Annotated in this window: 21 protein-coding genes and 2 pseudogenes; 9 read left to right on the top strand and 14 right to left on the bottom strand. The window is 65.4% G+C overall.

Going from position 1 to position 24,235, the window contains the following annotated elements; translation table 11 throughout:
• Positions 1–47 precede the first annotated feature (47 nt).
• Positions 48–914, bottom strand: a complete 867-nt coding sequence (locus WDM24_RS02900) for a DUF6537 domain-containing protein (protein WP_338832566.1) — start codon at positions 912–914, stop codon at positions 48–50.
• 31 nt (positions 915–945) lie between these two features.
• A complete protein-coding gene (locus WDM24_RS02895) occupies positions 946–1,614 on the bottom strand; it encodes a Crp/Fnr family transcriptional regulator (protein WP_029077941.1) in 669 nt (222 codons plus the stop codon).
• 323 nt (positions 1,615–1,937) lie between these two features.
• Here WDM24_RS02895 and WDM24_RS02890 point away from each other — a divergent pair, with 323 nt between their 5' ends.
• Positions 1,938–3,050 carry a cyclic nucleotide-gated ion channel gene (locus WDM24_RS02890; RefSeq protein ID WP_029077942.1) on the top strand — a complete coding sequence of 371 codons (1,113 nt, stop codon included), beginning with the start codon at positions 1,938–1,940 and terminating at the stop codon, positions 3,048–3,050.
• A gap of 11 nt (positions 3,051–3,061) precedes the next feature.
• The gene (locus WDM24_RS02885; RefSeq protein ID WP_338695048.1) at positions 3,062–3,847 is read left to right on the top strand and encodes an enoyl-CoA hydratase/isomerase family protein; all 786 of its coding nucleotides are present in this window, start codon (positions 3,062–3,064) and stop codon (positions 3,845–3,847) included.
• 161 nt (positions 3,848–4,008) lie between these two features.
• On the opposite strand, the gene WDM24_RS02880 is transcribed toward WDM24_RS02885, so the two are convergent.
• Positions 4,009–4,482 carry a DUF6157 family protein gene (locus tag WDM24_RS02880; protein WP_338830385.1) on the bottom strand — a complete coding sequence of 158 codons (474 nt, stop codon included), beginning with the start codon at positions 4,480–4,482 and terminating at the stop codon, positions 4,009–4,011.
• A gap of 13 nt (positions 4,483–4,495) precedes the next feature.
• Positions 4,496–5,149 (bottom strand): glutathione S-transferase family protein, encoded by a 654-nt coding sequence (locus WDM24_RS02875; protein WP_338830384.1) that lies wholly within the window; start codon positions 5,147–5,149, stop codon positions 4,496–4,498.
• 83 nt (positions 5,150–5,232) lie between these two features.
• Here WDM24_RS02875 and WDM24_RS02870 point away from each other — a divergent pair, with 83 nt between their 5' ends.
• Positions 5,233–6,228 (top strand): YafY family protein, encoded by a 996-nt coding sequence (locus WDM24_RS02870; protein WP_338830383.1) that lies wholly within the window; start codon positions 5,233–5,235, stop codon positions 6,226–6,228.
• Here the strand turns inward: WDM24_RS02870 and WDM24_RS02865 are convergent.
• The 9 genes from WDM24_RS02865 to WDM24_RS02825 all read right to left on the bottom strand — a co-directional run bounded on the left by WDM24_RS02865 (position 6,225) and on the right by WDM24_RS02825 (position 15,931).
• On the bottom strand, positions 6,225–6,635 hold the full coding sequence (locus WDM24_RS02865) for a hypothetical protein (RefSeq protein WP_166299172.1): 411 nt from the start codon (positions 6,633–6,635) through the stop codon (positions 6,225–6,227). The genes WDM24_RS02870 and WDM24_RS02865 overlap by 4 nt on opposite strands.
• Before the next feature lie 78 nt (positions 6,636–6,713).
• A complete protein-coding gene (locus tag WDM24_RS02860; RefSeq protein ID WP_338830381.1) occupies positions 6,714–7,412 on the bottom strand; it encodes a nitroreductase in 699 nt (232 codons plus the stop codon).
• A 114-nt stretch (positions 7,413–7,526) separates the two neighbouring features.
• A complete protein-coding gene (locus WDM24_RS02855; protein ID WP_338830380.1) occupies positions 7,527–8,771 on the bottom strand; it encodes an acyl-CoA dehydrogenase in 1,245 nt (414 codons plus the stop codon).
• Positions 8,772–8,797: 26 nt separating this feature from the next.
• Positions 8,798–10,045, bottom strand: coding sequence for an acyl-CoA dehydrogenase (locus tag WDM24_RS02850; RefSeq protein ID WP_338830379.1), 1,248 nt, complete (start codon positions 10,043–10,045; stop codon positions 8,798–8,800).
• A gap of 142 nt (positions 10,046–10,187) precedes the next feature.
• Positions 10,188–11,315, bottom strand: a complete 1,128-nt coding sequence (locus WDM24_RS02845) for an acyl-CoA dehydrogenase family protein (RefSeq protein WP_338830378.1) — start codon at positions 11,313–11,315, stop codon at positions 10,188–10,190.
• A gap of 169 nt (positions 11,316–11,484) precedes the next feature.
• Positions 11,485–13,353 carry an AMP-binding protein gene (locus tag WDM24_RS02840; RefSeq protein ID WP_338830377.1) on the bottom strand — a complete coding sequence of 623 codons (1,869 nt, stop codon included), beginning with the start codon at positions 13,351–13,353 and terminating at the stop codon, positions 11,485–11,487.
• A 41-nt stretch (positions 13,354–13,394) separates the two neighbouring features.
• Positions 13,395–14,201 carry an enoyl-CoA hydratase/isomerase family protein gene (locus WDM24_RS02835; protein WP_338830376.1) on the bottom strand — a complete coding sequence of 269 codons (807 nt, stop codon included), beginning with the start codon at positions 14,199–14,201 and terminating at the stop codon, positions 13,395–13,397.
• Between the two features lie 260 nt (positions 14,202–14,461).
• Entirely contained in the window at positions 14,462–15,220 is a 759-nt protein-coding gene (locus tag WDM24_RS02830; protein WP_338830375.1) for an SDR family NAD(P)-dependent oxidoreductase, read from the bottom strand.
• A 45-nt stretch (positions 15,221–15,265) separates the two neighbouring features.
• Positions 15,266–15,931 (bottom strand): TetR family transcriptional regulator, encoded by a 666-nt coding sequence (locus tag WDM24_RS02825; protein WP_166299179.1) that lies wholly within the window; start codon positions 15,929–15,931, stop codon positions 15,266–15,268.
• Between the two features lie 174 nt (positions 15,932–16,105).
• On the opposite strand from WDM24_RS02825, the pseudogene WDM24_RS02820 reads away from it, so the two are divergent.
• From WDM24_RS02820 to WDM24_RS02810, 3 genes and pseudogenes are all read left to right on the top strand, one after another.
• A pseudogene (locus tag WDM24_RS02820) lies at positions 16,106–17,277 on the top strand (acetyl-CoA C-acetyltransferase).
• 198 nt (positions 17,278–17,475) lie between these two features.
• Positions 17,476–19,020: an acyl-CoA synthetase gene (locus WDM24_RS02815; protein WP_338830374.1), complete on the top strand. Its 1,545-nt coding sequence runs from the start codon at positions 17,476–17,478 to the stop codon at positions 19,018–19,020.
• Positions 19,021–19,167: 147 nt separating this feature from the next.
• Positions 19,168–19,422: a hypothetical protein gene (locus WDM24_RS02810; RefSeq protein ID WP_166299182.1), complete on the top strand. Its 255-nt coding sequence runs from the start codon at positions 19,168–19,170 to the stop codon at positions 19,420–19,422.
• 101 nt (positions 19,423–19,523) lie between these two features.
• Here WDM24_RS02810 and WDM24_RS02805 read toward each other — a convergent pair whose 3' ends face one another.
• Entirely contained in the window at positions 19,524–20,033 is a 510-nt protein-coding gene (locus tag WDM24_RS02805) for a hypothetical protein (protein ID WP_338830373.1), read from the bottom strand.
• A 105-nt stretch (positions 20,034–20,138) separates the two neighbouring features.
• Between WDM24_RS02805 and WDM24_RS02800 the strand changes: the two are divergent.
• From WDM24_RS02800 to WDM24_RS02790, 3 genes and pseudogenes are all read left to right on the top strand, one after another.
• A pseudogene (locus WDM24_RS02800) lies at positions 20,139–21,292 on the top strand (alpha/beta fold hydrolase).
• Positions 21,293–21,471: 179 nt separating this feature from the next.
• The gene (gene mbfA, locus WDM24_RS02795) at positions 21,472–22,443 is read left to right on the top strand and encodes an iron exporter MbfA (protein WP_166299184.1); all 972 of its coding nucleotides are present in this window, start codon (positions 21,472–21,474) and stop codon (positions 22,441–22,443) included.
• A 282-nt stretch (positions 22,444–22,725) separates the two neighbouring features.
• Positions 22,726–24,198, top strand: a complete 1,473-nt coding sequence (locus WDM24_RS02790) for an amidase (RefSeq protein WP_338832565.1) — start codon at positions 22,726–22,728, stop codon at positions 24,196–24,198.
• Positions 24,199–24,235: the final 37 nt, after the last annotated feature.

Raw genomic sequence — 24,235 nt, 5'->3', positions numbered from 1 at the left:
TCAGGATGACGGTGATGGAGTCGTTTCAAATCACAATGCGACGATGACTACGCCGCCGGCACCCGGGCGCGGATCTCGGCGATCTTGCGCTTCAGTGCGGCCTGCCGGGGATCGGGCATGATGGCGGCGCGGGCTTCCGCAATCGCGGCGGCGAGATCGGGAAGCGCGAGCACGCCGTCGAAGGTCGGCTTGGCGAGCCCGTCGATGATCGCGTGCCAGTCCGCGATGCCCTGGCGATAGGGATCGCCATAGCCCTGGATCATGGTCGCGGTCTGCACCACCGCCGACGCCGCGGCCGGTTGCTTGGTGAGGCTGCGGTCGATCATGTGCAGCCAGCGCTCGACCCAGACGCGCTCCTTGGCATAGCGCACCGAGAACAGCCGCCAGCGCTTCAGGCCCGCCTCGATCCTGAGCCGGCGAACACTGAAGCGGTTGTTGGCGCTGAAGCGGATCGAGACCCTGCGGCGGCGCCAGCCGAACTGATCGAGCACGGTAAGGATCGGATCGGCAACCACGGCCGGCAAAGCGTCGATCAGCTCGTCGAGGCGAAGTTTCTTGACATCGTCGGCCGAGCGCGCCGCAAGGCCACCCGCCGCATAGACCTCGCCGAGCTTGAGCTGCGCGATCCGGATCGCATCCTCATAGGCCATCCGCTCCGCCATCAGCCGCGCGATGTCCGCGAGCAGCGCGTCATCGACGCCGCGGCGGCCGACGAAGCGCTTGAGCCGGTCGATATAGAGCTGGGCGTAGCTCGTGCTCTGATAGGCGATCAACAGATGGATGGCCTCGGTGACCGCGGGCCCGAGATGATCCGGACAAGCCTCGGGCAGCACGGGCGGCCCCTCGTCCTCGTCGCCGATGATATCGGCGAAGAGATAGCGGAGCGAAGCCAGGAGACTATCGTCATCCGGCACTGCGGCGCCTCCAGAACTGGTCACGGCGGGCTCATGCAGGTTTTGGCTCCGCAACCTGCGGCGTGGTGTGTTGCGCGAGCCGCTGCTCGAGCGTCGAGATATTCTGGAACAGGCGGGCGCTGAACAGCCGCAGGAGGTAGAAGCCGAACGCCGGGTTCTGGACGTAAAGCTGCTCGACCTGGTCATAGGTCACCGACAGCACCATGCCGCCTTCGACGCATTCCAGCGTCTGGGTCCGTGTGTTCGACGGCGACAGCATGCCGAACTCGCCGACGATGGCGCCGACCGGCAGCTCGATGCCCGATTCGACCAGGCGGAAGCGGCCGCTGACGATGTAGAACATGCTGTCGGCCTTCTCGTCCTTGTAGAACAGGACTTCGCCCGCCGTGCATTTGCGCTCCGTCGTGAACGGCTTCAGCCACTCCATCGACAGATCGCTGTTGACCGATTTCTTCACGTTGCGGACCAGCTGCAGCATCTGGTGCAGGCGGTAGGTGTTCACCGGCAGCAGCACGGAATGCAGGATCAGCACGGCGTAATTGTGGGTCGGGATCGCGGTCGCGATCAGGATGATGTTGGTCAGGATGGCGAACACGCGCAACGGGATCATGGTCCGCATCGACAGCGTGGCGACCACGAAGATCGATGCGAACAGACTGCCGGCGGCGCCGGCGTGTTCCGCGAGGTGTGAGGTGTCCATCGGAAACCAACCAATGCTCAAGAAGTGAATAGATCGTCTTATTAGTCGCTTCATTCCGGCCGGGGTCGTATCGGCCGCCAGCATCCCTGATATACGGTGAAAAAGCGACGATTTGTCCGATTTCTCACATTCGCGGGCGCAAAATCGGGGCAGGATGGTTAGGCCTTTTGGGCCATTCGTCCAACGAACGGCTGCCCTGCTGACTTGATGCGCGAATGGCCCGCGCGTTGACGGCCTCAAGGAGGACGGGCACGTTGTGACGCAGGCTCCGCCGCGCGCGGGGCCCGATTTCAACAGTTCGTCGACAGGCAACCTCCGTTCTGATGTCCAAGCGGCTCGTCCTTCCGGCTTTGACCGCCTTCGTTTCGGCCACCGCCGGCCGCAACATGACCACGGCGGCCTATGTCGCGGTCGCGACCGGCATCGCCATGATGACGCTGCTGACGGTGCAGCCGGCCTATGACGCCGCCCCGCACTGGATCGGTGCGCTGCTCTCGGCCTGCCTTGCCTATTTCGTGTTCGAATGGGTGGTGCGGCTGCGCCATATGCGACGGCAGGGCAAGCTCTGGTTCTACGCGCTGTCCAGCGCAGGCGTGGTTGATGCAATCGGCGCGTTGGCGGTGCCGCTCGCCCTGCTCTCCGGCCTCGAGCCGAAGACGGCATGGCTGTTCGGCGTGCTCTGGGTGCTCAAGGTGGTGCCGGGCATTCCCGGCCTGCGCCAGCTCCGGCGCGTGCTGGTGGTGGAGTCCGGCCCGCTGCTCAGCGTGCTCGTGATCTTCCTGATGGTGGTGTTCCTGGCTTCCGTTGCGGAATATTTGCTGGAGCGGGACGTCCAGCCGCAGACCTTCGGCAGCGTGCCGGCGGCATTGTGGTGGGCGGTGGTGACGCTGACCACGACAGGCTATGGCGATGTGGTGCCGATCACCCCGCTCGGCCGCGTGGTCGCCGCCATGGTGATGATCTCGGGCCTCGGCGTGTTCGGGCTGTGGACCGGTATCCTGGCGACCGGCTTTGCTGCGGAAACCCGGCGCGACAATTTTCTGAAGACCTGGGAGACCGTCAGCAAGGTGCCGTTCTTCGCGCATCTCGGCCCGGCCGCGATCGCCGACGTCACCCAGGTGCTGCGGACCATGGACCTGCCGCCGCGCACCATGATCATCCGCAAGGACACCAATGGCGACTGCATGTATTTCGTTGCCGCCGGCGAGGTGGAGGTCGACCTGCCCGGGCGCAAGGTCAAGCTCGGCGAAGGCGCGTTCTTCGGCGAGATGGCGCTGCTCGGCAACGCCAAGCGCGCCGCCAGCGTCGCCACCAGCAAGGTGACGCGGCTGTTGGTGCTTGACCTGGTCGATTTCCGCCTGTTGATGGCAAGGCATCCCGATCTCGCCGAGACCATCGACGCCGAGGCGAAGCGGCGCGAACGTGAGAACCAATAATGGAGACCAAGATGGCTGACGCGGCCGACACCGCCAGCGGACCCGTGCTCGAGATTGCGGGGGCGCGCGCCACCATCCGCCTCAACCGGCCGAAGCATCTCAACCGCCTGCAGGCCGAGGACCTCGGCGAGCTCCTGAAACTGTTCGACTGGATCGAGGCCGATCCTGCGATCCGCGTGCTGGTGCTGACCGGAACCGGCCGCGCGTTCTCCGCCGGCTACGACCTCAACTCGGTGGCCGAGCGCGCGGTGAGCGCCAGCGAGCAGCAGAGTGCGGGCTCGGCGTTCGAGGTCGTGGTCAACCGTCTGGAAGATCTGGCCGTGCCGACGATCTGCCGGCTCAATGGCGGCGTCTATGGCGGCTCGACCGACCTCGCGCTCGCCTGCGACTTCCGGATCGGCGTCGATACCGCGGAGATGTTCATGCCGGCGGCGCGGCTCGGTCTGCACTATTACACCAGCGGCATCAAGCGCTACGTCACACGGCTCGGCGTCGACAACGCGAAGATGCTGTTCCTGACCGCCTCGAGGATCACCGCGCCCGAGATGCTGCGGATCGGCTACCTCACTGCGATGGTGCCGATCGACCTGCTCGACGAGGAGGTCGACAAGCTTGCAAATGTTTTGGCCGGCAATGCGCCCAAGGCGATGGCCGGCATGAAGCGCGCGGTCAACGAATTCGCCCGCGGCGAGCTCGATGCAGCCGCAGCCGACGCCCGCCACCGCGACAGCATGCGCGGCGACGAGATCAAGGAAGGCATCCAGGCATTCGCCGAGAAGCGGGCGCCGAAGTTCTAACGCAGCGCTCCAAATCGATCGTACCGTCACCCTGAGGAGCGCGCTCTTGCGCGCGTCTCGAAGGGTCGACGGCCCGAGTGTGGCCGTGCATCCTTCGAGACGCGCTACGCGCTCCTCAGGATGACGGGCTTAGCAGCGACGCGCGACGCTTCACTCTCCCCTTACGCCCGCTTCGACCGCATCGCACGGACTTGCGCGATCTCCGGATCGCCGGCGAGGGCCTGGTAGCGCTTGCTGTCGACCGCGTAGAGCGCGATGCGGCCTTCGGCATCGGCGTGGACGCCCCAGCCGAAGCGTTTGCCGAGCGGCGAGGCACGCATGCAGGCCTGGCCGCGCGAGAAGAACGCCTCGCGGGCGAGGCTGCGTTCTTTCTTCGCCGCCTTGTTGTTCGCAGCCTTGGCATCGAGCGCGCGGCCGGCCGCCGACGTGGCGAACACCACGTCGTCGGAAGTGTATGTGTACGGCGCGCCTGATATCATCCGGTATTGCAGCACGGCGACCGTCGGCTGGCCGCCGCGCGGCTGCGGCTCCTCGCCGCTCCGCGCCGGACAATCCTCCGCCACGCGGATGAAGGTGTTGAAGCAGTTGGTGCTGTGCAGTGGGCTGTGCGGCATCTTTTGCAGTGTCTTGGCCATCGCGACGATCGTATCACACGCCGGCGGCTGCAGCATGCTGCGCCGCCATCGCATCGTCGGCCTTCGATATCCTTGCGAAAGCCGGGCGCGCCGTGATGCGTTCGGCATAGCGGACGAACACATCCCGTTTCGGCACCAGGCCGAACATCATGGTCCAGCTGAACGCGATGCCCCAGAGGATATCGGCCGCCGTGATCTGTTCGCCGAACAGATAGGGCCCTTTCGCGAGCTGCGCTTCCAGCGCGCCCAGCATGCTGTCGTAATCGGCGTAGGGCGACTGGGTGATCGGCGCCGGCTCGCGCTTCTTGAAATGGTCGATCACGGCCGGCTCGAACGAGGCGCCGTAATAGGCGATCCAGCGCAGATACGGGCCGCGGCGCGGGTCGTTCAGCGCGGGCGTCAGGCCGGCCTGCGGAAACAGATCGGCGAGATAGATGAAGATCGCGACCTGCTCGGTGACCAGCGCATCGCCGTGGCGGACCACCGGCACCTTGCCGAGCGGATTGATGGCGAGATAGGCGTCCTTGCGCTGCTCGCCCGCCTTCATGTTGAGGACATGCAAATCATAGGGCGCACCGAGTTCCTCGAGCAGCACGCGCGTGCCGGTGGCGCGGCTTTGCGGCGAGTAATACAGCGTGACGCGGTCGGTGGTGGCAGCGGTGGTCATGGGCAGTCTCCTTGCGCCGTCGGGCGGCATGGCCTCCTTATGTCCGCCTATACCTGACATCTTGTGTCAGGTATGATCTGGCCATGCGCGCAAGCCGGCTGTTTTCCATCCTCACCACCCTGCAGGCGCGGGGGCAGGTCACCGCACCCGAGCTGGCCGAGGCCTGCGAGGTCTCGGTGCGCACGATCTATCGCGACATCGACGCGCTCTCGGCCGCCGGGGTGCCCGTCTATGCCGACCGTGGCGCCGAGGGCGGCTATCGCTTGCTCGACGGCTATCGCGTGCGGCTGAACGGGCTGTCGCAGGGCGAGGCCGAGGCGCTGTTCATGGCCGGCCTGCCCGGCCCCGCCGCGGCACTCGGCCTCGACACCGCGATGGTCGCGGCGCAGAGCAAGCTGATGGCCGCGCTGCCGGAAAATCTGCGGCCCAACGCGCGGGGCATGCAGCAGCGCTTCCATCTCGACGCGCCCGGCTGGTTCGGCGAGACCGAGGAGCCGAAGCATCTGCGCGCCATTGCAGCCTCAGTGCTGCGCGAAAATCTGATCGAGATCCGCTACCAGAGCTGGAAGGCCGAGAAGCGGCGGCGGGTGGCGCCGCTCGGGCTCGTGCTGAAGGGCGGCAGCTGGTATCTCGCCGGCCTCGTCGACGGCAATGTGCGCACCTATCGGGTGGCTCGCGTGCTGGATTGTGAGACACTTGAGACGCCATTCGCGCGGCCGGCGGATTTCGACCTCGCCGCCTATTGGCGCGCCTCGATCGAACGGCTTGAGGCCGAGCTGCATCCGAACCAGGCCACGGTGCGGCTGTCGCCGTTCGGGCTGAAACTGTTCGATGCGCTGGCGCATCCTTACGTGAAGGCACGGATGCAGCTTGCTGACGGCACCGAGCCCGACGGCTGGCGGGTCGCCACCATGCCGGTCGGCAAGACGGTGTGGCATGCGGCGACCGAGCTGCTGCGGCTCGGCGCCGAGGCCGAGGTGATCGCGCCCGCGGAGTTGCGCGAGAAGATGGCCGAGCTGGCGGGCGCGATGTCCGCGCGCTATGCCGAGAGGCAGGCGCGCCGCGCGGCCCGGCGCTAGTACCGGCTATCGGAGCTGATCACGAAGCGGTCGAGAAAATTGACCGGCAGGATCTCGAAACGGTCGAGCGTCAGCGTAATCCCGGTCACGAAGTCGATGCCCTTGATCGTGCCGTAGAGATCGATGCGCCGGCCGCGGCGCAGGCCGCGCGTTTCAGGATGCTGCTCGATATCGATATGGGCATAGATCGGATTGTCGAGCCGCGAATGGCGGTGCCAGCCGCGCTGCAGGAAGCTGAACTGCAGCACCGAGCCCGCACCCCAGTCGATCGCGTCGAAGAAGCGGGTTTCCCAGGCGACCGGCTGGCCCAGATAATGCGCAGCGATGAACGCGTCGCGTTCGAGCGCGGGGAGACGGTGCAGCTGCCTGTTGATCCTGCCCGCCGTGAGCGAGGCGTCGTTCGCCATTGTTCTTGTTGTCGCTTTTTTTCTTGTCGTTTCTTGTCTTGGTCGCTTTTGTCCCGGGCGGACTCAGCCCTCGGGGAATTATACGTCCACGAATGTGACAGTATCTGCCACGGTCGCACGCGCGGTGCGGTAGCTGTTCACCTTGTGCGCATGATCGGCATAGCCGAACGAGATGCCGCAGACAACCCGGCGATCGTCGGCCAGGCCAAAATGGCGGCGGATCAGCCCGGAATGGCGGGCGATCGCGGCCTGCGGGATGGTGCCGAGCCCGAGCGCTTGCGCCGCCAGCAGGAAGTTCGAGACATAACCGCCGCAATCGATCGCGCCGTAGATGCCGAGCGGCTCGTTGGTGTGGATCACGGCAATGTGCGGGGCGCCGAAGAAATTGTAGTTCTCCAGCGCCTGTTTTGCATACGCCGCCTTATCGCCCCTGGTGATGCCGAGCGTGTTGTAGAGTTGAAAGCCGCTTTCGCGGCGGCGCTCCAGATAGACCCCGACATATTCGCGCGGCGGCGTGAAGTCGTAGTCTTCGCCAAGCCCGCGCGATGCCTCGGCATAGATCGCCTTGCGGAACCGTTCCTTGGCCTCGCCGGACACGATCAGGACCTGCCAGGGCTGGCTGTTGCACCAGGACGCGGTGCGCTGCGCAGTCGCCAGGATGTGCGCGATGGTCTCGCGCGGCACCTCGCGCGGCTGGAACGCGCGCACCGAGTAGCGCTCGTTGAGCAGCTCCTCGAGCGCGCCGATGCGGTCTTGTTGTTTTACGACGGCGTCCATTGCGCATCCTATTCTGCGTAGGGTGGGTTAGCCGAAGGCGTAACCCACCGCTTCTGTCGCACGTGGTTGATAGCCAATGGTGGGTTACGCTTCGCTAACCCACGTACGATCCCCTCAACGCCCCTTGGTCGGGATCTTGTTGTAGGGCACGTCCTTGTCGACCCGGATGTCGCCGGGCAGACCGAGAACACGCTCGGCGATGATGTTGCGCAGGATCTCGTCGGTACCGCCGGCGATGCGCATCGAAGGCGACGACAGCAGCATCTGCTGGAACTGGCCGTTGGCCTGCTCCTCATCGGTGCCGGTAAGGCTGCCGGCCGCGCCCTCGAGGTCCATCGCATAGGTCGCGATGTCCTGCAGCATCAGGCCGGAGACCAGCTTGCCGATCGAGTTTTCCGGACCGGGCCGCTCGCCCTTCGACAGCGCCGAGATCGCACGGTAGCTGGTATATTTCAGCCCGCTCGCCTTCACCGCCCAGCTCGCGAGCTTGGAGCGCACCGCCGGATCGTCGATCGCAAGCCCGTCCTCCAGCATCAGATTGGAGCAGAACTCGAACATCTCGGGGACGCCGGTCGCGAGCCGCGAGCCGATCGACATGCGCTCGTTCATCAGCGTGGTCAGCGACACGCTCCAGCCCTCGCCGACCGCGCCGAGGCGCTGGCTGTCCGGGATCACGACGTCGGTGAAATAGACCTCGTTGAACTCCTGCATGCCGTTGGCCTGCTTGATCGGCCGCACCTCGACGCCCGGGCTCTTCATATCGAGGAAGAACATGGTGAGGCCCTTGTGCTTCGGCACATTCGGGTCGGTGCGCGCGATCAACAGGCCATAGTCGGAATAATGCGCGCCGGAGGTCCAGATCTTCTGGCCGTTGACGACCCAGTTGTCGCCCTTCTTCTCGGCGCGGGTGCGCAGCCCCGCGACGTCGGAGCCGGCCGACGGCTCGGAGAACAGCTGGCACCAGATCTCTTCGCCCGACGCGAGCTTCGGCAGATAGCGGCGCTTGGCGTCTTCACCGCCCCAGGCCATCACGGTCGGGCCGCACATGCCCTCGCCGATCTGGAACGGTTGGGTCAATTTGCCGTAGACGCCCTCTTCCTGCTGCCAGATCACGCGCTCGATCGGGGTGGCGCCGCGGCCGCCATATTCCTTCGGCCAGTGCAGGCAGGCCCAGCCGCCCTCGGCCTTCTTCTTCTGCCAGGCCTTGCCGACCTCGACCATGTCATGCCTGGCGAGCTTGATGCGGCCGAGCGAGGATTTTGACAGTTCCTCCTCGAACTCCTTCGGCGCATTGGCGGCGACCCAGCTGCGGGCGAGGCTACGGAATTCGGCTTCCTGCGGCGTGTCATCGAAATTCATGGCGAACCTCTTTCAGTTGCGCGCGGTCAGGCGCGGCCCTTGGTCGGGATCTTGTTGAAGGGAACGTCCTTGTCGACCCTGATGTCGCCGGGCAGGCCCAGCACGCGCTCGGCGATGATGTTGCGCATGATCTCGTCGGTGCCACCCTCGACGCGGGTGCCGGGCGCGCGCAGCAGCATCGCCTGGAATTTGCCGGCGGCCTCGGCATCCTCTACCCCGCTCAGCGCGCCGGCGGCGCCCTGCAGGTCGAGCGCGTAGGTCGCGACGTCCTGGATCATCGAGCCGGCGACCAGCTTGCCGATCGAGTTCTCCGGCCCCGGCCGCTCGCCCTTCGACAGCGCCGAGATCGCGCGCATGCTGGTGTATTTCAGCCCGCTCGCCTTCACCGCCCAGTTCGCCAGTTTCGAGCGCACCGCGCGGTTCTCGATCGCCGGGCCGTCCTCCAGCATCAGGCTGTTGCAGAAGTCGAACAGTTCGGGGAAGCCGGTCGAGACGCCGGCGCCGATCGACATGCGCTCGTTCATCAGCGTGGTCAGCGACACGTTCCAGCCGTCATTGACATTGCCGAGCCGCTGCGAGTCCGGAATCCGGACGTCGGTGAAATAGACCTCGTTGAAGTCGGAAGCGCCGCTCGCCTGCTTGATCGGCCGCACCTCGACGCCCGGGCTCTTCATGTCCAGGAAGAACATGGTGAGGCCCTTGTGCTTCGGTACGGTCGGATCAGTGCGGGTGAGCAGGATGCCGTAGTCGGAATAGTGCGCGCCCGAGGTCCAGATCTTCTGGCCGTTGATCACCCATTCGTCGCCATGCTTCTCGGCGCGGGTCCGCAGGCCCGCGACGTCGGAACCGCCGGCCGGCTCCGAGAACAGCTGGCACCAGATCTTCTCGCCGGAGGCGAGCGGCGGCAGGTAAGAGCGCTTCTGCTCCTCGCCGGCGAACGCCATCATGGTCGGGCCGCACATGCCGTGACCGATGATGAACATTGAGCTGAGGCGGCCGAACGGGCCCTCCTCCTGCTGCCAGATCACGCGCTCGATCGGCGATGCGCCGCGGCCGCCATACTCCTTCGGCCAGTGCAGGCAGGCCCAGCCGGCGTCGGCCTTCTTCTTCTGCCAGGCCTTGGCGACCTCGAGGATATTGGCGCCCTTGAGCTGGAAGCGGCCGAGCGAGGCCTTGCGCAGCTCTTCCTCATATTGCTTGGGCGCATTCGCCACGATCCAGGCTTTCGCCTCGGCGCGGAATGCGGCTTCCTGCGGAGTGTCGTCGAAATTCATGACTCTGTCCTCTCCTGCGTTCCCCGGATGCGGCGCAGCACGGAGTGGTGCGCTGCTGTTCCGGGGTCCATAGTAGCCCGATGGGTCCCGGCTCTGCGGAGCAGCGTTTCACGCTGCACCGCGTCCGGGACACGAGCACCCCTTACGCCGCGTTCTTCTTGCGCATGCGGTCGATCAGCGCGTCTTCCCAATAGGACAGGCTGCCGAGGCCGAGCGCCACCGCATTGGCGCGGCGGTAGTACATGTGGCAGTCGAACTCCCAAGTGAAGCCCATGCCGCCGTGAACCTGGATGTTGTTCTTGGCGCAGTGCTGGAACGCCTGCGTCGCGCTGATGCGCGCGGCGGCGGCGGCTTCCGGCAGCTCGCCGGCATTGGTCGAGAGCGCCCAGGCGCCGTAATAGCAATTCGACCGCGCCAGCGTCGCCGAGACATACATGTCGGCCAGCATGTGCTTCACCGCCTGGAACGAGCCGATCGGACGGCCGAAGGCGATGCGGTCGAGCGCGTAGTCGCGGCCCATCTCCAGCGCGCGGTCGGCGCCGCCGACCTGCTCGAACGCGGTCAGCACCGCGGCGCGATCCAGCACCTGGGTGATCACGCTCCAGCCCTCGCCGGTGGCGCCAAGCGGCTCGGCCTTGGCGTCCTTGAAGGTGATCTCGGCCTGGCCGCGCGTGAGATCGATGTTGGTGAGCGACTTGACCTCGACGCCTGAGGCCTTGAGGTCGACGATGAACAGCGAGATATCGGATTCACGTCCGCCCGAGCCGGTGCGCGCGGCCACCACGGCGAAATCGGCGATCGCGCCATCGGCGACCGGCTTCTTGACGCCGTTGAGCACGCCGCCATTGGCAGTGACCTTGACCGCCTTCGGCGACGGATTGCCGTGGCCCTCGAACAGCGCGAGCGTGCCGATGGCATCGCCGGAGGCGATCTTCGGCAACCACTTCTGCTTCTGCGTGTCACTGCCCGCGATCAGGATCGCTTCGGCGGCGAGATAGACGGTCGACGAGAACGGCACCGGCGCCAGCGCACGGCCCATTTCCTCGGCGATCACGCAGAGCTCGAGATGGCCGGCGCCCGCGCCGCCGAACTGCTCCGGGATCGCGACGCCGAGGAAGCCCATCTCGGCGAGGCCCTTCCACAGCGCCTTGTCGTAGGGCGCCTTGCCGTCGAGCACTTCGCGCACGGCCTTGGGCGGGCATTGTTCGGCGAGGTACTTCCGCGCCTCGTCGCGCATCTGCTTCTGTTCGTCGGAGAAATCGAAATTCATGGCGCTACCCGCGTTGTTGCTTGGCTTCGTGGGATGGGTGGAGCGAAGCGATACCCATCGATTGCTTGGTCAGATGATGGGTTTCGCTGCGCTCTACCCATCCTACGGACGATACCCATCGATTGCTTGGTCAGATGATGGGTTTCGCTGCGCTCTACCCATCCTACGGTCAGTTCAAAACGATCACCTCGTCGCCGGGCTTGTCGGCATAAAGCTGCTCGACCAGCGCGGCGCGGCGCTCGAGGCCGGCGCGCTGGTTGATGTAGCCCTTGTCGGTGAGCTCGTTGCCGTCGATCGACGGCGGCTCGACCATCAGCATCGCGCGCGCGATGCGCATGCTGCTGCCGGTGGTCGACGCGTTGTGGGCCTGCAGGCCTTTCCTGACGCAGGCGACAACGTCGGGGTGCCGGATCACGTCGTCGTAAGTCGCCTCGGCATTGCCGACGAGCTGACGGCAGGCGTGCAGGTTCGGCCAGCACAACAGGCCTATGAACTCACGGTCCTGCCCCGCCACCAGCGCGTCATGCACGACCGGCGTCGCGGCCGCGATCGCATCGGTGCGCAGCGAGCCGACATGGACGAAGGTGCCGGTGGTCAGCTTGAAGTCCTCGACCACGCGGCCGGCAAAGATGATGCCCTGCAGCGGATCCGCAGGGTCCACGAACACACCGGCATCGCCGATGCAGTAGAAGCCTTCCTCGTCGAACATCTTGGCGGTGAGGTCAGGCTGGCCGAAATAGCCCGGCGTGACGTTGACGCCGCGCAGCCGCAGTTCGTATTTCGCGCCGCACGGCACCATCTTCAGCTCGACGCCGGGGAATGGCAGGCCGATCAGGCCGACGCGCTCAGTGTCCCAATAGGTGCCGGTCGAGGTCGGCGCCGTCTCGGTCGAGCCCCAGCCGGTGTAGAACACGATGCGCTCGCCAGTGGTCTTCACCGCCAGCGCCTGCATGCGGTCGTAGAGATCGTCAGGCAGCCGCGCGCCGCCATAACCCATGATCGCGAGGTTCTTGAAGAAGCTCTGGCACAGCGCTTCGTCCTTCTCCATGACGGCTGCGAGCGCGGCATAGCCGGCCGGCACGTTGGCGTAATAGGTCGGCGAGACCTCGCGCAGATTCCTGATGGTTTCCTCGAGCTGACCCGGCATCGGCCGGCCGTCGTCGATATAGAGCATGCCGCCGTCGACCAGCACCGGATTGAACGCAGCGTTGCCGCCCATGGTGTGATTCCACGGCATCCAGTCGAGCACGGTCGGGATCGGCCCAGCCGTTTCACGCGGCCGCACCTGCATCATCATCGCCGCATTGGCGCACATCATCTCCTGGGTGTTGATGACGGCCTTGGGCATGCCGGTCGAGCCCGAGGTGAACAGCAGCTTGCCGACGGTATTGGGCGTGATCTTCGCGATGGACTCACCGACCGCGGATGTCACCGGCGTTGCGGCAAGCTCGGCAAAGGCCACGCTCTTGATGCCCTCGCACGGACGCAGCACGTGAATGACGGTGATCCCTGTGAGATCGATCGCCTTCAGCGCCTTCTCGAAGGCAGGTCCATCCTGCACCATCACGACGGCGGGCTTGATCAGGTTGAACAGATATTTGAGCTTGAGATGATCCTGGCTCATCAGCGAATAGGCCGGCGACACCGGCGCGGCCGGCAACCGTGCCTGCATCGCCGCCTGCGTCATCAGCGCATGCTCGATCGAATTGCCCGAGAGGATCGCGACGGGCCGGTCTGCACCAATGCCGAGATCGAGCAGGCCCTGCGTCAGCGCATCGACGGTGCGTTTGGCTTCGCCATAGGAGAGCTTGCGCCACGCTCGGTCGGGACCGCCACGCTGCGCGAGCCAGATGCGCTCCGGCGCCTGCGCCGCCCATTTGGCGAGATAGGCCGGAATGTGCGTCTCATAAGCCTGGAGCGGAATCCGCGACTGCAGCACGACGGTGCCGTCGTCGCGCCGCTCGACCGCGATGTCACGCGCGAGCCAGTCCACCTTGCGAAAGGCGGGTTTTGTCAGCATCGCCGCGTCACCATCCATTTTGCGTCTCCCGGAATTTCTTGTCCTTTGCGGACTTTTTGTCAGCGCCTGATATAGACAGGCTTTCGTTTCTCAAGGAAGGCCCTGATGCCCTCCTGAAAATCTTCCGAACGGCTGCACAGCACCTGATTGCGATCCTCCATCGCAATCACGGCTTCGATCGAGCCGGCATCGACGCTCATGTTGATGCATTCCTTGGAGAGGCGGAGACCGACCGGCGAGGCCGTCATCATCGCCTCGACATAAGGATTGGCGGCGGCGTCGAGATCGGCGGCCTCGACCACCTCGGAGACAAGGCCGACGGCGAGTGCGCGATCGGCATGGATGAAGCGCCCGGTGAGGATCAGTTCGGACGCGACGGAGACGCCGACGAGGCGCGGCAGGAAATAGCTGGTGCCGATGTCGCAGCCGCCCAAGCCGAGCTTGATGAAGGCGCAGTTCATCCGCGCATTCTTTGCGGCGATGCGGATGTCGGCGGCGAGCGCCAGCGCAAAGCCGCCGCCGGCGGCCGCGCCCTGCACCAGCGCGATGATCGGCTGCGGACAACGCCGCATCAGCATCACGATGTCGGCAATGCGGCGCTGCGAGTCGAGCGACTCGGTGACGCCGGGCGGCTCGGTCTGCCCGCCGCGGCGCGCCATCGCGTGCTTGAGGTCGAGCCCGGCGCAGAAATTCGCACCGGCGCCCTTCAGCACCACGATTCGGGTGTCGCGGTTGCGCTGCAGGCCCTGGAAGTAGCTGTTGAGCGCATCGATCATGGCGGGATCGAGCGCGTTCAGGCTTTCGGGACGATTGAGCGTGACCCAATCGACCCCGTCGTGATGTTCGATCAGCAGCGGTTGAGACACGCGCATGGTCCTCCCGACCGTTCAGCGAACGCGATGCTCGTTACTGTGCCCTCTCCCCTTGTGGGAGAGGGCATGTTCGCTATTAGCCTTGCATTCGGTTGGGTGAGGGGTCTGTCTCCGCGGGGAGAACCCCTCATCCGTCGCGGACTACGCATAGCCGATGCAAAGCATCGGCGTCCTCTTTAAAGGACGGCGGCCCGACGCCGCCTATGGCCACCTTCTCCCACAAGGGGAGAAGGGAAGTACGGCGGAGTTCGCCGCTAGCGCGGCGCCATACGGATGGCGCCGTCGAGGCGGATGGTTTCGCCGTTCAGCATCGGGTTTTCGACGATGTGGACGGCGAGGTTGCCGTACTCCGAGGCATCGCCGAGGCGGGCCGGATGCGGCACCTGGGCGCCGAGGCTCTTGCGGGCTTCCTCGTTGAGGCCCATCAGCAGCGGCGTCAGGAACAGGCCGGGCGCGATGGTGTTGACGCGGATCTTCAGGCTGGCGAGGTCGCGCGCGGCCGGCAGCGTGAGGCCGACGACACCGCCCTTCGAGGCCGAATAGGCGATCTGGCCGATCTGGCCTTCATAGGCCGCGACCGACGCGGTGTTGATCGCGACGCCGCGCTCCTCGCCGATCGGGGCTTCGGTCGCCAGCCGCTCGGCGAACAGGCGCAGCACGTTGAAGGTGCCGATCAGATTGACGTTGATGATGCGGACAAACTTCGCCAGCGGATAGACGCCGTCCTTGCCGACGATGCGCTGCGAGCCGCCGATGCCGGCGCAGTTCATCAGCACGCGCGCGATGCCGTGGGCGTCCTCGGCCTTGGCGATCGCCGCCTTGATCGCGTCCTCGTCGGTGACGTCGGCGTGCAGGGCGACGCCCCTCACTTCGGCGGCGACCTTCTCGGCGTTTTCCTTGTTCTGGTCGATCACGCCGATCCTGGCGCCCTTGGCGGCCATGGCGCGGGCGGTCGCGGCACCGAGGCCGGAGCCGCCGCCGGTGATGAGAACGGCAACGTCTTTCAACTGCATGGAATAGCCCTTCCTTGAACGTTTCTTCTCTAGACTTCGAACTTGTTATCCGGCGGCAACCGCCGCCGTTTCCTTATCGGGATTGAGCACGCCGCCGAAGATCAAGGCTTCCATGTGCTTGATGTATTCGCGGCAGACCTCGTCGGTGACCGGACCGACGCCGACCGCGCGCGACATCGCGTGGCGGCCGAAGAACAGATGATCGCAGGCGCCGATCAGGCTGGTGTAGAACAGCACCGGATCGATCTTGCGGAACTCGCCGGCCTTGATGCCTTCGGCCAACAGGCGGCGATGAAAATCCAGGAGCGGCGCGACGAAGAATTTCGACACCTCGTCCGGAGCGCCTGCCGAGCTCTCGTGCAGCAGATAATGGATCAGCCGGTTCATATAGGGGAACTGGTGATAGGCGCGGATGATGCCGCCGATATGCAGCCGCAGCTTCGCGGATGGCGAGATCGGCTGCGCCAGCAGATATTCGAGTTGCGAGATCTCGGTCGCGGCGTCGCGCGCCAAGAGCGCCAGCAACAGCCCGTCCTTGTTGCCGAAATGATATTTCACCAGCGCGGCGTTGACGCCCGACTTCTGCGCGATGTCGGACAGCGAGACCTCGATCGAGGCGCGCTCGATCATCAGCTCGCTGGCTGCCACCAATAGCTTGTCCGCCGTGGCGTTTTTGCCCGCAGCAAGTTTCGTCGGTACGCTGGTATTCAACTGCGCTCTGGTCCCGCTCTTGATTCCGGGTTCGCCGGTAAATCGAGGCCGCACATAAGCCCATGGCGGGGCTGCACTCAAGAGTTAATTGATTGATTGACTAAATGCGGAGCCGCCCCTTAAATCCGGCCCAACTTTCAAAACCGCCCAATCAGAACATCAGGGAGATCAGACATGGCCGAGGCATATATCGTCGCCGCCGCTCGCACCGCGGGCGGCCGCAAGGGAGGGCGTCTTGCCGGCTGGCATCCGGCCGATCTGGCCGCGACCGTGCTCGATGCGCTGGTCGAGCGATCAGGTGTCGACCCCGCGCAGGTCGAGGACGTGATCATGGGCTGCGTGATGCAGGCCGGCGAGCAATCCAACAACGTCGCGCGCAACGCGGTGATGGCATCCAAGCTGCCGGAGAGCGTGCCCGCGACCTCGATCGACCGGCAGTGCGGCTCCTCGCAGCAGGCGCTGCACTTCGCGGCGCAGGCCGTGATGAGCGGCACCATGGACTGCGTGATCGCCGCCGGCGTGGAATCGATGACCCGCGTGCCGATGGGGCTCGCCTCCTCGCTGCCCGCCAAGAACGGCTTTGGCCATTACAAGAGCCCGGGCATCGAGGCGAAGTACCCCAACATCATCTTCAGCCAGTTCACCGGCGCGGAGATGATGGCCGAGAAGTACGGCCTGTCGAAGGATGAGCTCGACGAATATTCCTACAACAGCCATCAGCGCGCGATCGCGGCAACCCAGGCCGGCCACTTCAACGACGAGATCGTGCCGGTCAAGATCACGCGCGCTGACGGCTCGACCGATACCCACCATATCGACGAGGGCATCCGCTTCGACGCCAGCCTCGACGGCATCAAAGGCGTCAAGCTGATCGCCGAGAACGGCAAGCTGACCGCGGCGAGCGCGAGCCAGATCTGCGACGGCGCCTCCGGCGTGATGGTCGTCAACGAGAAGGGCCTCAAGAGCTTGGCGTCAAGCCGATGGCGCGTATCCATCATCTGACCATGATCGGCGGCGATCCCGTGATCATGCTGGAAGCGCCGCTGCCGGCGACCCAGCGCGCGCTGCAGAAGGCCGGCATGAAGGTCGACGACATCGACCTTTTCGAGGTCAACGAGGCCTTCGCCTCGGTGCCGACCGCGTGGCTGAAGACCACCGGCGCCGATCCGGCGCGCCTCAACGTCAACGGCGGCGCGATCGCGCTCGGCCATCCGCTCGGCGGCTCCGGCACCAAGCTGATGACCACGCTGCTGCACGCGCTGAAGCAGCGCAACAAGCGCTACGGCCTGCAGACCATGTGCGAAGGCGGCGGCATGGCGAACGTGACGATTGTCGAGCGGCTGTAAGAGCGCCTGACCTTTAAGAAGCGTTTGAGAGGCCGCAAGAGCCTCCATACAAAAGGTGTCGTCCCGGCCTTGAGCCGGGACCCATAACCACAGGTCGATGTGGCTATGGCGAGCTGAGGCCCCAGCTCATTTCAATAAATAAGATCGGTGGTTATGGGTCCCGGCTTTCGCCGGGACGACCACCTTGAGGAACGCCTTGTGACCCACCCCTCTATCCACGCGCGCAATACGCCCGACAAGATCGCCTACCAGATGGCGGTGTCCGGCAAATCCATCACCTATCGCGAGCTCGACGAGCTCTCGAACCAGGGCGCGCACCTGTTTCGATCGCTCGGCCTGAAGGCCGGCGACCACATCGCGCTCTTGATGGAAAACCGCCTCGCCTTCATGGAAATCTGCTGGGCGGCGCAGCGCTCGGGCCTCTATTACACGGCGATCAGCCGCTACCTGACGGAAGATGAGATCGCCTACATCATCAGGGATTGCGGAGCGAAGGTGTTCATCACCACGCCGCAATGCGCCGACAAGGTGAAAGGCCTGATCAAGGGCGAACCCGGCGAGCCGCTGTTCTACATGATGGACGAGCCGGCGCCGGGCTTCCGCTCCTACGACAAGGAAGCCGGCGCGCAGCCGACCACGCCGGTTGCCGACGAGGTCGCGGGCTACGACATGCTGTATTCCTCCGGCACCACCGGCCGGCCCAAGGGCATCAAGAAAGAGTTCGAGGGCAACCGGATCGACGTGCCGAACCCGTTCCTGCGGATTCTGACCGCCGACATGTGCGGCATGAACGCCGACAGCATCTATCTGTCGCCGGCGCCGCTCTATCACGCGGCTCCCTTGCGCTTCAACATGATGGCGACGGTGCTCGGCGGCACCTCGGTCATCATGGAGCATTTCGATGCCGAGGAATTTTTGAAGCAGGTCGAGAAGCACAAGGTCACGCAGTCGCAGCTGGTGCCGACCATGTTCGTGCGCATGCTGAAGCTGCCCGATGAGGTGCGCAGCCGCTACAAGGTCTCCTCACTGAAAGGCGCGATCCACGCCGCGGCGCCCTGCCCGGTCGACGTCAAGGCGAAGATGATCGAATGGTGGGGACCGATCTTGATCGAGTATTATGCGGGCTCCGAGGGCAACGGCGTCACGGTCTCGACCTCGCAGCAATGGCTCACCCATCGCGGCACGGTCGGCCGCGCCGTGGTCGGCAAGGTCAAGATCCTGGACGAGAACGACGAGGAGGCGCCCACCGGGCAGATCGGCCAGGTCTATTTCGCCGACGCGCCCGCCTTCACCTATCACAACGATCCCGAGAAGACGAAGAAGGCCTACAACGCCAAGGGCTGGTCGACGCTCGGCGACGTCGGCTACCTCGACGAGGAAGGCTTCCTCTATCTCACCGACCGCAAGAGCTACATGATCATCTCCGACGGCGTGAACATCTATCCACAGGAGACCGAGGACGTGCTGATCACGCATCCCGCGGTCTCCGACGTCGCGGTGTTCGGCGTGCCGAACGAGGAGATGGGCGAAGAGGTCAAGGCCGTGGTGCAGCCGCACGACATGACCAAGGCCGGCAAGGATCTCGAGGCCGAGCTGATCGCGTTCTGCAGGCAACATCTGTCGCCGATCAAATGCCCGAAGAGCATCGACTTCGAGGCGGAGCTGCCGCGGACGCCGACGGGCAAGCTGGTGAAACGCCATCTGCGTGACCGGTATTGGCCGAAGGCGGCGGGCAAGGCGTAGATCGGCAGGTGGGCGCGGTGCCGCCGCCCTCCCCCACCCTGCAGATCTCCCCCTTAAGGGGGATCGCCGCCTGACGGAAAGCCGGTTCAAAAGCGGCAACGTTTCAGCCATACTACAGACCTGCGGATAACCGGATGCGGGGGTCCCATGGCTTTCTGGAATCTGTTCGGGAAAGTTTCTGACGAGGAAACCTGGAAGCAGATCGATCAGGCACCGATACCTGTCGGTGCCGGTCGTATCTGGCTCGCAGACAAGGACGGCAACGTCGTCCGGGCGATGGCCTGGACGTGGCGGATCATCAAGCGTCGGGAACCCGGCAAATATCTGCGCTGGATGAAACGCGCGCCTCACGCCAAGCAACCTCCGGCGGAGGCGATGCAACAACTTGCGGCAGGCAACTGACGACACCCTGATCTCCGCATCGGCATGGCCGTAGCCTTCCCTCTCAAGGGAGAGAGGGCTGCGCGTTATTCCATTTTCGGGGCTGCTGGCTTGATCTTCCGCTACAACGCCGCGGCCGGCTCGCAGGCGGCCGACGCCACGGCGCGCAGATGGAGTTGGCCGTGCTGGCCGGTGGCCGTGGTGGTCCACTGCGCGTCGATCTGCTGAAAATCTTCCGACAGCTTGCCGCGATGGCTGCCGCCGGTCTCGAACGAGCCGTCGCCGTCGGGCGACCGCTCGAACAGCTCGACCTCGAGATCGGACAGCCGGACGAACATCCGCACCTTGATCTTGGTCACGCGACGGCCGACCTCATACGAACCGCAGCCGAGCGCTTCCGCGTTCTGCTCGTTCAGGGCGTGCACCTGGTCGAAGGTGATGACGACGTTCTGCACCGTCTTGTCACCATCCCACAGGAATTCGCCGATATAGGCGTGCGGCAATTTTTCGGTCAGCTCGTTGATGTCGGCGGCGCGCGCCGCCGGCATCAGCAGCAGCAGGCTTGCGGCCACGATCGTCAGAGCGGGCCGCGCCATCCAGCCGGACAGCATTGCAATCCTCGCGTGGCGCATGCGGTATGCATCCCCTGGCCAAAGTTGCTATCGTGAGAACAATGACCGCCAGCATACAGCCAAATGCGCTGGTTCTGCGGCTGTCCTGAACAGGTGATCCTTACGATGGCAGCTCTCCCCGACGTCCCGCTCCCCGCCACCATCCGCTCGCGCTATGTCGACGGGATCAACGGCCTGCGCATGCATGTGCTCGAAGCCGGCTTCGAAACATCCGGCCGTCCCTGCGTGCTGCTGCTGCACGGTTTTCCGGAGCTGGCGTTCTCCTGGCGCAAGGTGATGCCGAAGCTGGCTGCCGCCGGCTATCACGTGATCGCGCCGGACCAGCGCGGCTATGGCCGCACCACCGGCTGGAGCGCGGACTATGACGGCGACCTCGCCTCGTTCCGTTTGCCCAACTGGTGCGCGATGCGCTCGGGCTGGTCGCAGCGTTCGGCTGTACGCATGTCGATGCCGTGATCGGACATGATTTCGGCTCATCGGTCGCGGCGTGGTGCGCGCTGATCCGGCCCGATGTGTTCCGCGCGGTCGTGATGATGAGCGCGCCGTTCGCGGGGCCGCCGACTTTGCCGTTCAACATCGCCAACGCGCCGGCGAAACCCGTGAGCGAAGATCCGGTACATCGCGAGCTCGCCGCGCTGTCGCGGCCGCGCAAGCATTACCAATGGTACTATTCGACGCGCCCCGCCAATGACGACATGCACCGCGCGCCGCAGGGCGTGCATGATTTCCTGCGCGCCTACTACCATCACAAGAGCGCGGACTGGAAAGACAACAGGCCGTATCCGCTGCAGTCCTGGTCGGCGGGCGAGCTGGCCAAACTGCCGACCTATTACGTGATGGATATCGCCAAGGACATGGCAGCGACGGTGGCCGAAGAGATGCCGTCGCTTGAGGCGATCGCCGCAAACACCTGGCTGCCGGATCGGGAGCTCGCCTATTACAGCGCCGAGTATCAGCGCACCGGATTCCAGGGCGGGCTGCAATGGTATCGCTGCGGCACCTCGGGCGCGTTCACCCCGGAATTGCAGACCTGGAGCGGCCGCAGCATCGACCAGCCCTCCGCCTTCATCTCGGGCAAGCAGGATTGGGGCACCTATCAGCGGCCCGGCGTGTTCGAGGCGATGCAGGCGAAGGCCTGCAGCAGGATGATCGGCTGCCATCTGGTCGACGGCGCCGGCCACTGGGTGCAGCAGGAGCAGCCGGAGGAGGTCAGCCGGCTTCTCCTCACATTCCTGCGAGAGGCCGGCTCCCGGCCCTGAGCGCGCCGATCGATCCAAGCTCATCTCATTGTTCTGAAACGCGTTCTTCGCCAGATCCGCGCTGCGGCCCGGCGCGGTTGCGCCCGGATTCGGGGCCACCTTGATTTGACCCGGCCGCGGCGCGCTTCTATAGTTTAGAACTATTCTAATTCTAAACTGCATGAACAGGGTGCGTTGCCGTGAAGAACTTTGCCGATCTGACCGAGCGCGAGGTGCTGGCGGTCGCGATCGCCTCCGAGGAGGAGGACAGCCGCATCTACATGTCTTTCGCCGAGGACCTCGCCGGGCGATATCCCGATACCGCGAAGATTTTCGAGGAGATGGCCGAGGAGGAGCGCGGCCATCGCCACCGGCTGCTGGAAACCTACGAGCAGCGCTTCGGTCAGCACCTGCCGCCGATCCGGCGCGAGGACGTCAAAGGCTTTCTGCGTCGCCGCCCGATCTGGCTCACCAAGAACCTGCCGCTCGACACCATCCGCAAGGAAGTCGAGACCATGGAGCTGGAAGCCGAGCGCTTCTATATCCGCGCCGCCGAGAATGCCGACGATGTCGGCGTGCGCCGGCTGCTCGGCGATCTCGCCGAGGAGGAGAAGGGCCACGAGAAGCTCGCGGTCAAGCTGACCGGCGACATTCTCAAGCCCGATGTGCGCGCGGAGGAAGACCGCACGCGGCGGCGGATGTTCGTGCTGCAATATGTCCAGCCGGGGCTTGCCGGTTTGATGGACGGCTCGGTCTCGACCTTGGCGCCGCTGTTCGCCGCCGCCTTCGCCACCCATCACAACTGGCAGACTTTTCTGGTTGGCCTTGCCGCCTCGATCGGCGCCGGCATCAGCATGGGCTTTGCCGAAGCACTGTCCGACGACGGCTCGCTGACCGGGCGCGGCTCGCCCTGGCTGCGCGGCTTGACCTGCGGGTTGATGACGACGCTCGGCGGCCTCGGCCACACCATCCCCTATCTCGTGCCTGACGCCTGGCCGAACGCATTCTGGATCGCGACCGCGATCGCCGGCATCGTGGTGTTCTTCGAATTGTGGGCGATCGCCTTCATCCGCTCGCGCTACATGGACACACCGTTCCTGCAGGCGGTGTTCCAGATCGTGCTCGGCGGCGCGATCGTGCTCGCGGTCGGCATCCTAATCGGCGCGGCGTAGCAATCGATCGTTCCCCCTCCCCCCGTTCTTTACGGGGAGAGGGTTGGGGTGAGGGGCTGCTTCCGCAAGCTGTGAACGCAGTGAGACCTGTACCCCCTCACCCGGATCGCATCTGCGATGCGATCCGACCTCTCCCCGCAAGCGGGGCGAGGTGAAATGGGCATTGCCTTCGATCACGCACCCGCAATTCCGATCAAACGCGGCGGCTATGCGGCGGCTACAGCGCTTGCGGGCGGCAGCCAAACTGCCCATCATCGCGCCAACCAGAACCGGGAGCACGCCGTGGCCAAATCGCAATGGAGTTTCAGGACCGCCGTCGAACTGTCGGAGGCGCTGCGCAGCAAGCAGGTCTCGGCGGTCGAGCTCGCACAGGACGCGATCGGCCGCATCGAGCGCCACGACGGCAGGGTCAACGCGGTCTGCGTGCGCGATTTCGAGCGCGGCCTCGCGGCGGCACGCGCGGCCGATGCCGCGATCGCACGCGGCGAGCACAAGCCGCTGCTCGGCATCCCGATGACGGTGAAGGAATCCTTCAACGTCGCGGGCCTGCCGACGACCTGGGGCTATCCGGCGCAGAAGAACTTCACGCCGACTGAGGACGCGCTCTCGATCACGCGGGTGAAGGACGCCGGCGGCGTGATCCTCGGCAAGACCAACGTACCGGTCGGGCTCGCCGACTGGCAGAGCTACAACGAGATCTACGGCACCACCAACAACCCTTACGACCTCGGCCGCACGCCGGGCGGCTCCTCCGGCGGATCGTCGGCGGCGCTCGCGGCGGGCTACGGCGCGCTGTCGCTCGGCTCAGACATCGGCGGTTCGCTACGCGTGCCGGCATTCCACTGCGGCGTCTATGCGCACAAGCCGACCTTCGCGCTGCTGCCGTCGCGCGGCCACACCTCGCCGCCGGCGCCGCCGCTGATCTATGAACGCGACCTCGCGGTGACCGGCCCGATGGCACGCTGCGCGGCCGACCTGTCGCTGCTGCTGGACGTGATGGCCGACCCCGATCCGCTCGACGCCGGCAAAGCCTACAAACTCGAACTGCCGGCGGCGCGGCATGCGAACTTGCGGGATTTCCGTATCCTCGTCATCGACACCGATCCGGTGCTGCCGACCGACAAGGCGGTCCGCGGCACGATCGACAAGCTCGCCAGCCATCTCGACAAGGCCGGCGCAAAGGTCTCGCGCGCGAGCCCTTTGCTGCCGGATTTCGCGGCGTCGTCGCGGCTCTATATGCGGATGCTGCTGTCGTTCCTCGGCGCGAACTTCCCGCCCGAGGTCTATGCCGGCGCCTGCGCGGCGGCGGCGGCATTGCCGGCCGACAACACCAGCCTGCAGGCCGAGCGGCTGCGCGGCATCGCGCTCAGCCATCGCGACTGGGTGCAGGCGACGGCGGCGCGCTCGCGGCTGCGCGCGCAATGGCGCGAGTTCTTCCAGTCCTTCGACGCGGTGATCTGCCCGATCATGCCGACGCCGGCCTATCCGCACGATCATTCGCCCGATCAGGAACAACGCAGAATCCTGATCGACGGCGAACCGCACATCTACACCGACCAGCTCGCCTGGCCCGGCATCGCGACGCTGCCCGGCCTGCCTTCGACCGCGATCCCGACCGGCTTTGCGCCCGACGGATTGCCGCTCGGCGTGCAGATCGTCGGCGCATGCCTCGAGGACCGCACGCCGCTCAAGCTCGCCGAGCTGATCGAGCGCGAGTTCGGCGGCTTCGTGCCGCCGAAGATGTTTGATGACTAGGTGACCCGTCATTGCAGAGCAGTGAGGCGCACCTAAC

The sequence above is a fragment of the Bradyrhizobium sp. 27S5 genome (genome assembly GCF_037217225.1).
In the GTDB taxonomy this organism is placed as follows: Bacteria; Pseudomonadota; Alphaproteobacteria; order Rhizobiales; family Xanthobacteraceae; genus Bradyrhizobium; species Bradyrhizobium septentrionale.
Note: the sequence above shows the minus strand (reverse complement) of the source record. Positions and strands in the feature narration are given on the sequence as shown.

Excerpts from the sequence above, each read along its gene's own strand:
- WDM24_RS02895 (WP_029077941.1), bottom strand. The coding sequence starts at position 1,614 with ATGGACACCTCACACCTCGCGGAACACGCCGGCGCCGCCGGCAGTCTG.
- WDM24_RS02890 (WP_029077942.1), top strand. The coding sequence starts at position 1,938 with ATGTCCAAGCGGCTCGTCCTTCCGGCTTTGACCGCCTTCGTTTCGGCC.
- WDM24_RS02885 (WP_338695048.1), top strand. The coding sequence starts at position 3,062 with ATGGCTGACGCGGCCGACACCGCCAGCGGACCCGTGCTCGAGATTGCG.
- WDM24_RS02880 (WP_338830385.1), bottom strand. The coding sequence starts at position 4,482 with ATGGCCAAGACACTGCAAAAGATGCCGCACAGCCCACTGCACAGCACC.
- WDM24_RS02875 (WP_338830384.1), bottom strand. The coding sequence starts at position 5,149 with ATGACCACCGCTGCCACCACCGACCGCGTCACGCTGTATTACTCGCCG.
- WDM24_RS02870 (WP_338830383.1), top strand. The coding sequence starts at position 5,233 with ATGCGCGCAAGCCGGCTGTTTTCCATCCTCACCACCCTGCAGGCGCGG.
- WDM24_RS02865 (WP_166299172.1), bottom strand. The coding sequence starts at position 6,635 with ATGGCGAACGACGCCTCGCTCACGGCGGGCAGGATCAACAGGCAGCTG.
- WDM24_RS02860 (WP_338830381.1), bottom strand. The coding sequence starts at position 7,412 with ATGGACGCCGTCGTAAAACAACAAGACCGCATCGGCGCGCTCGAGGAG.
- WDM24_RS02855 (WP_338830380.1), bottom strand. The coding sequence starts at position 8,771 with ATGAATTTCGATGACACGCCGCAGGAAGCCGAATTCCGTAGCCTCGCC.
- WDM24_RS02850 (WP_338830379.1), bottom strand. The coding sequence starts at position 10,045 with ATGAATTTCGACGACACTCCGCAGGAAGCCGCATTCCGCGCCGAGGCG.
- WDM24_RS02845 (WP_338830378.1), bottom strand. The coding sequence starts at position 11,315 with ATGAATTTCGATTTCTCCGACGAACAGAAGCAGATGCGCGACGAGGCG.
- WDM24_RS02840 (WP_338830377.1), bottom strand. The coding sequence starts at position 13,353 with ATGGATGGTGACGCGGCGATGCTGACAAAACCCGCCTTTCGCAAGGTG.
- WDM24_RS02830 (WP_338830375.1), bottom strand. The coding sequence starts at position 15,220 with ATGCAGTTGAAAGACGTTGCCGTTCTCATCACCGGCGGCGGCTCCGGC.
- WDM24_RS02810 (WP_166299182.1), top strand. The coding sequence starts at position 19,168 with ATGGCTTTCTGGAATCTGTTCGGGAAAGTTTCTGACGAGGAAACCTGG.
- WDM24_RS02805 (WP_338830373.1), bottom strand. The coding sequence starts at position 20,033 with ATGCGCCACGCGAGGATTGCAATGCTGTCCGGCTGGATGGCGCGGCCC.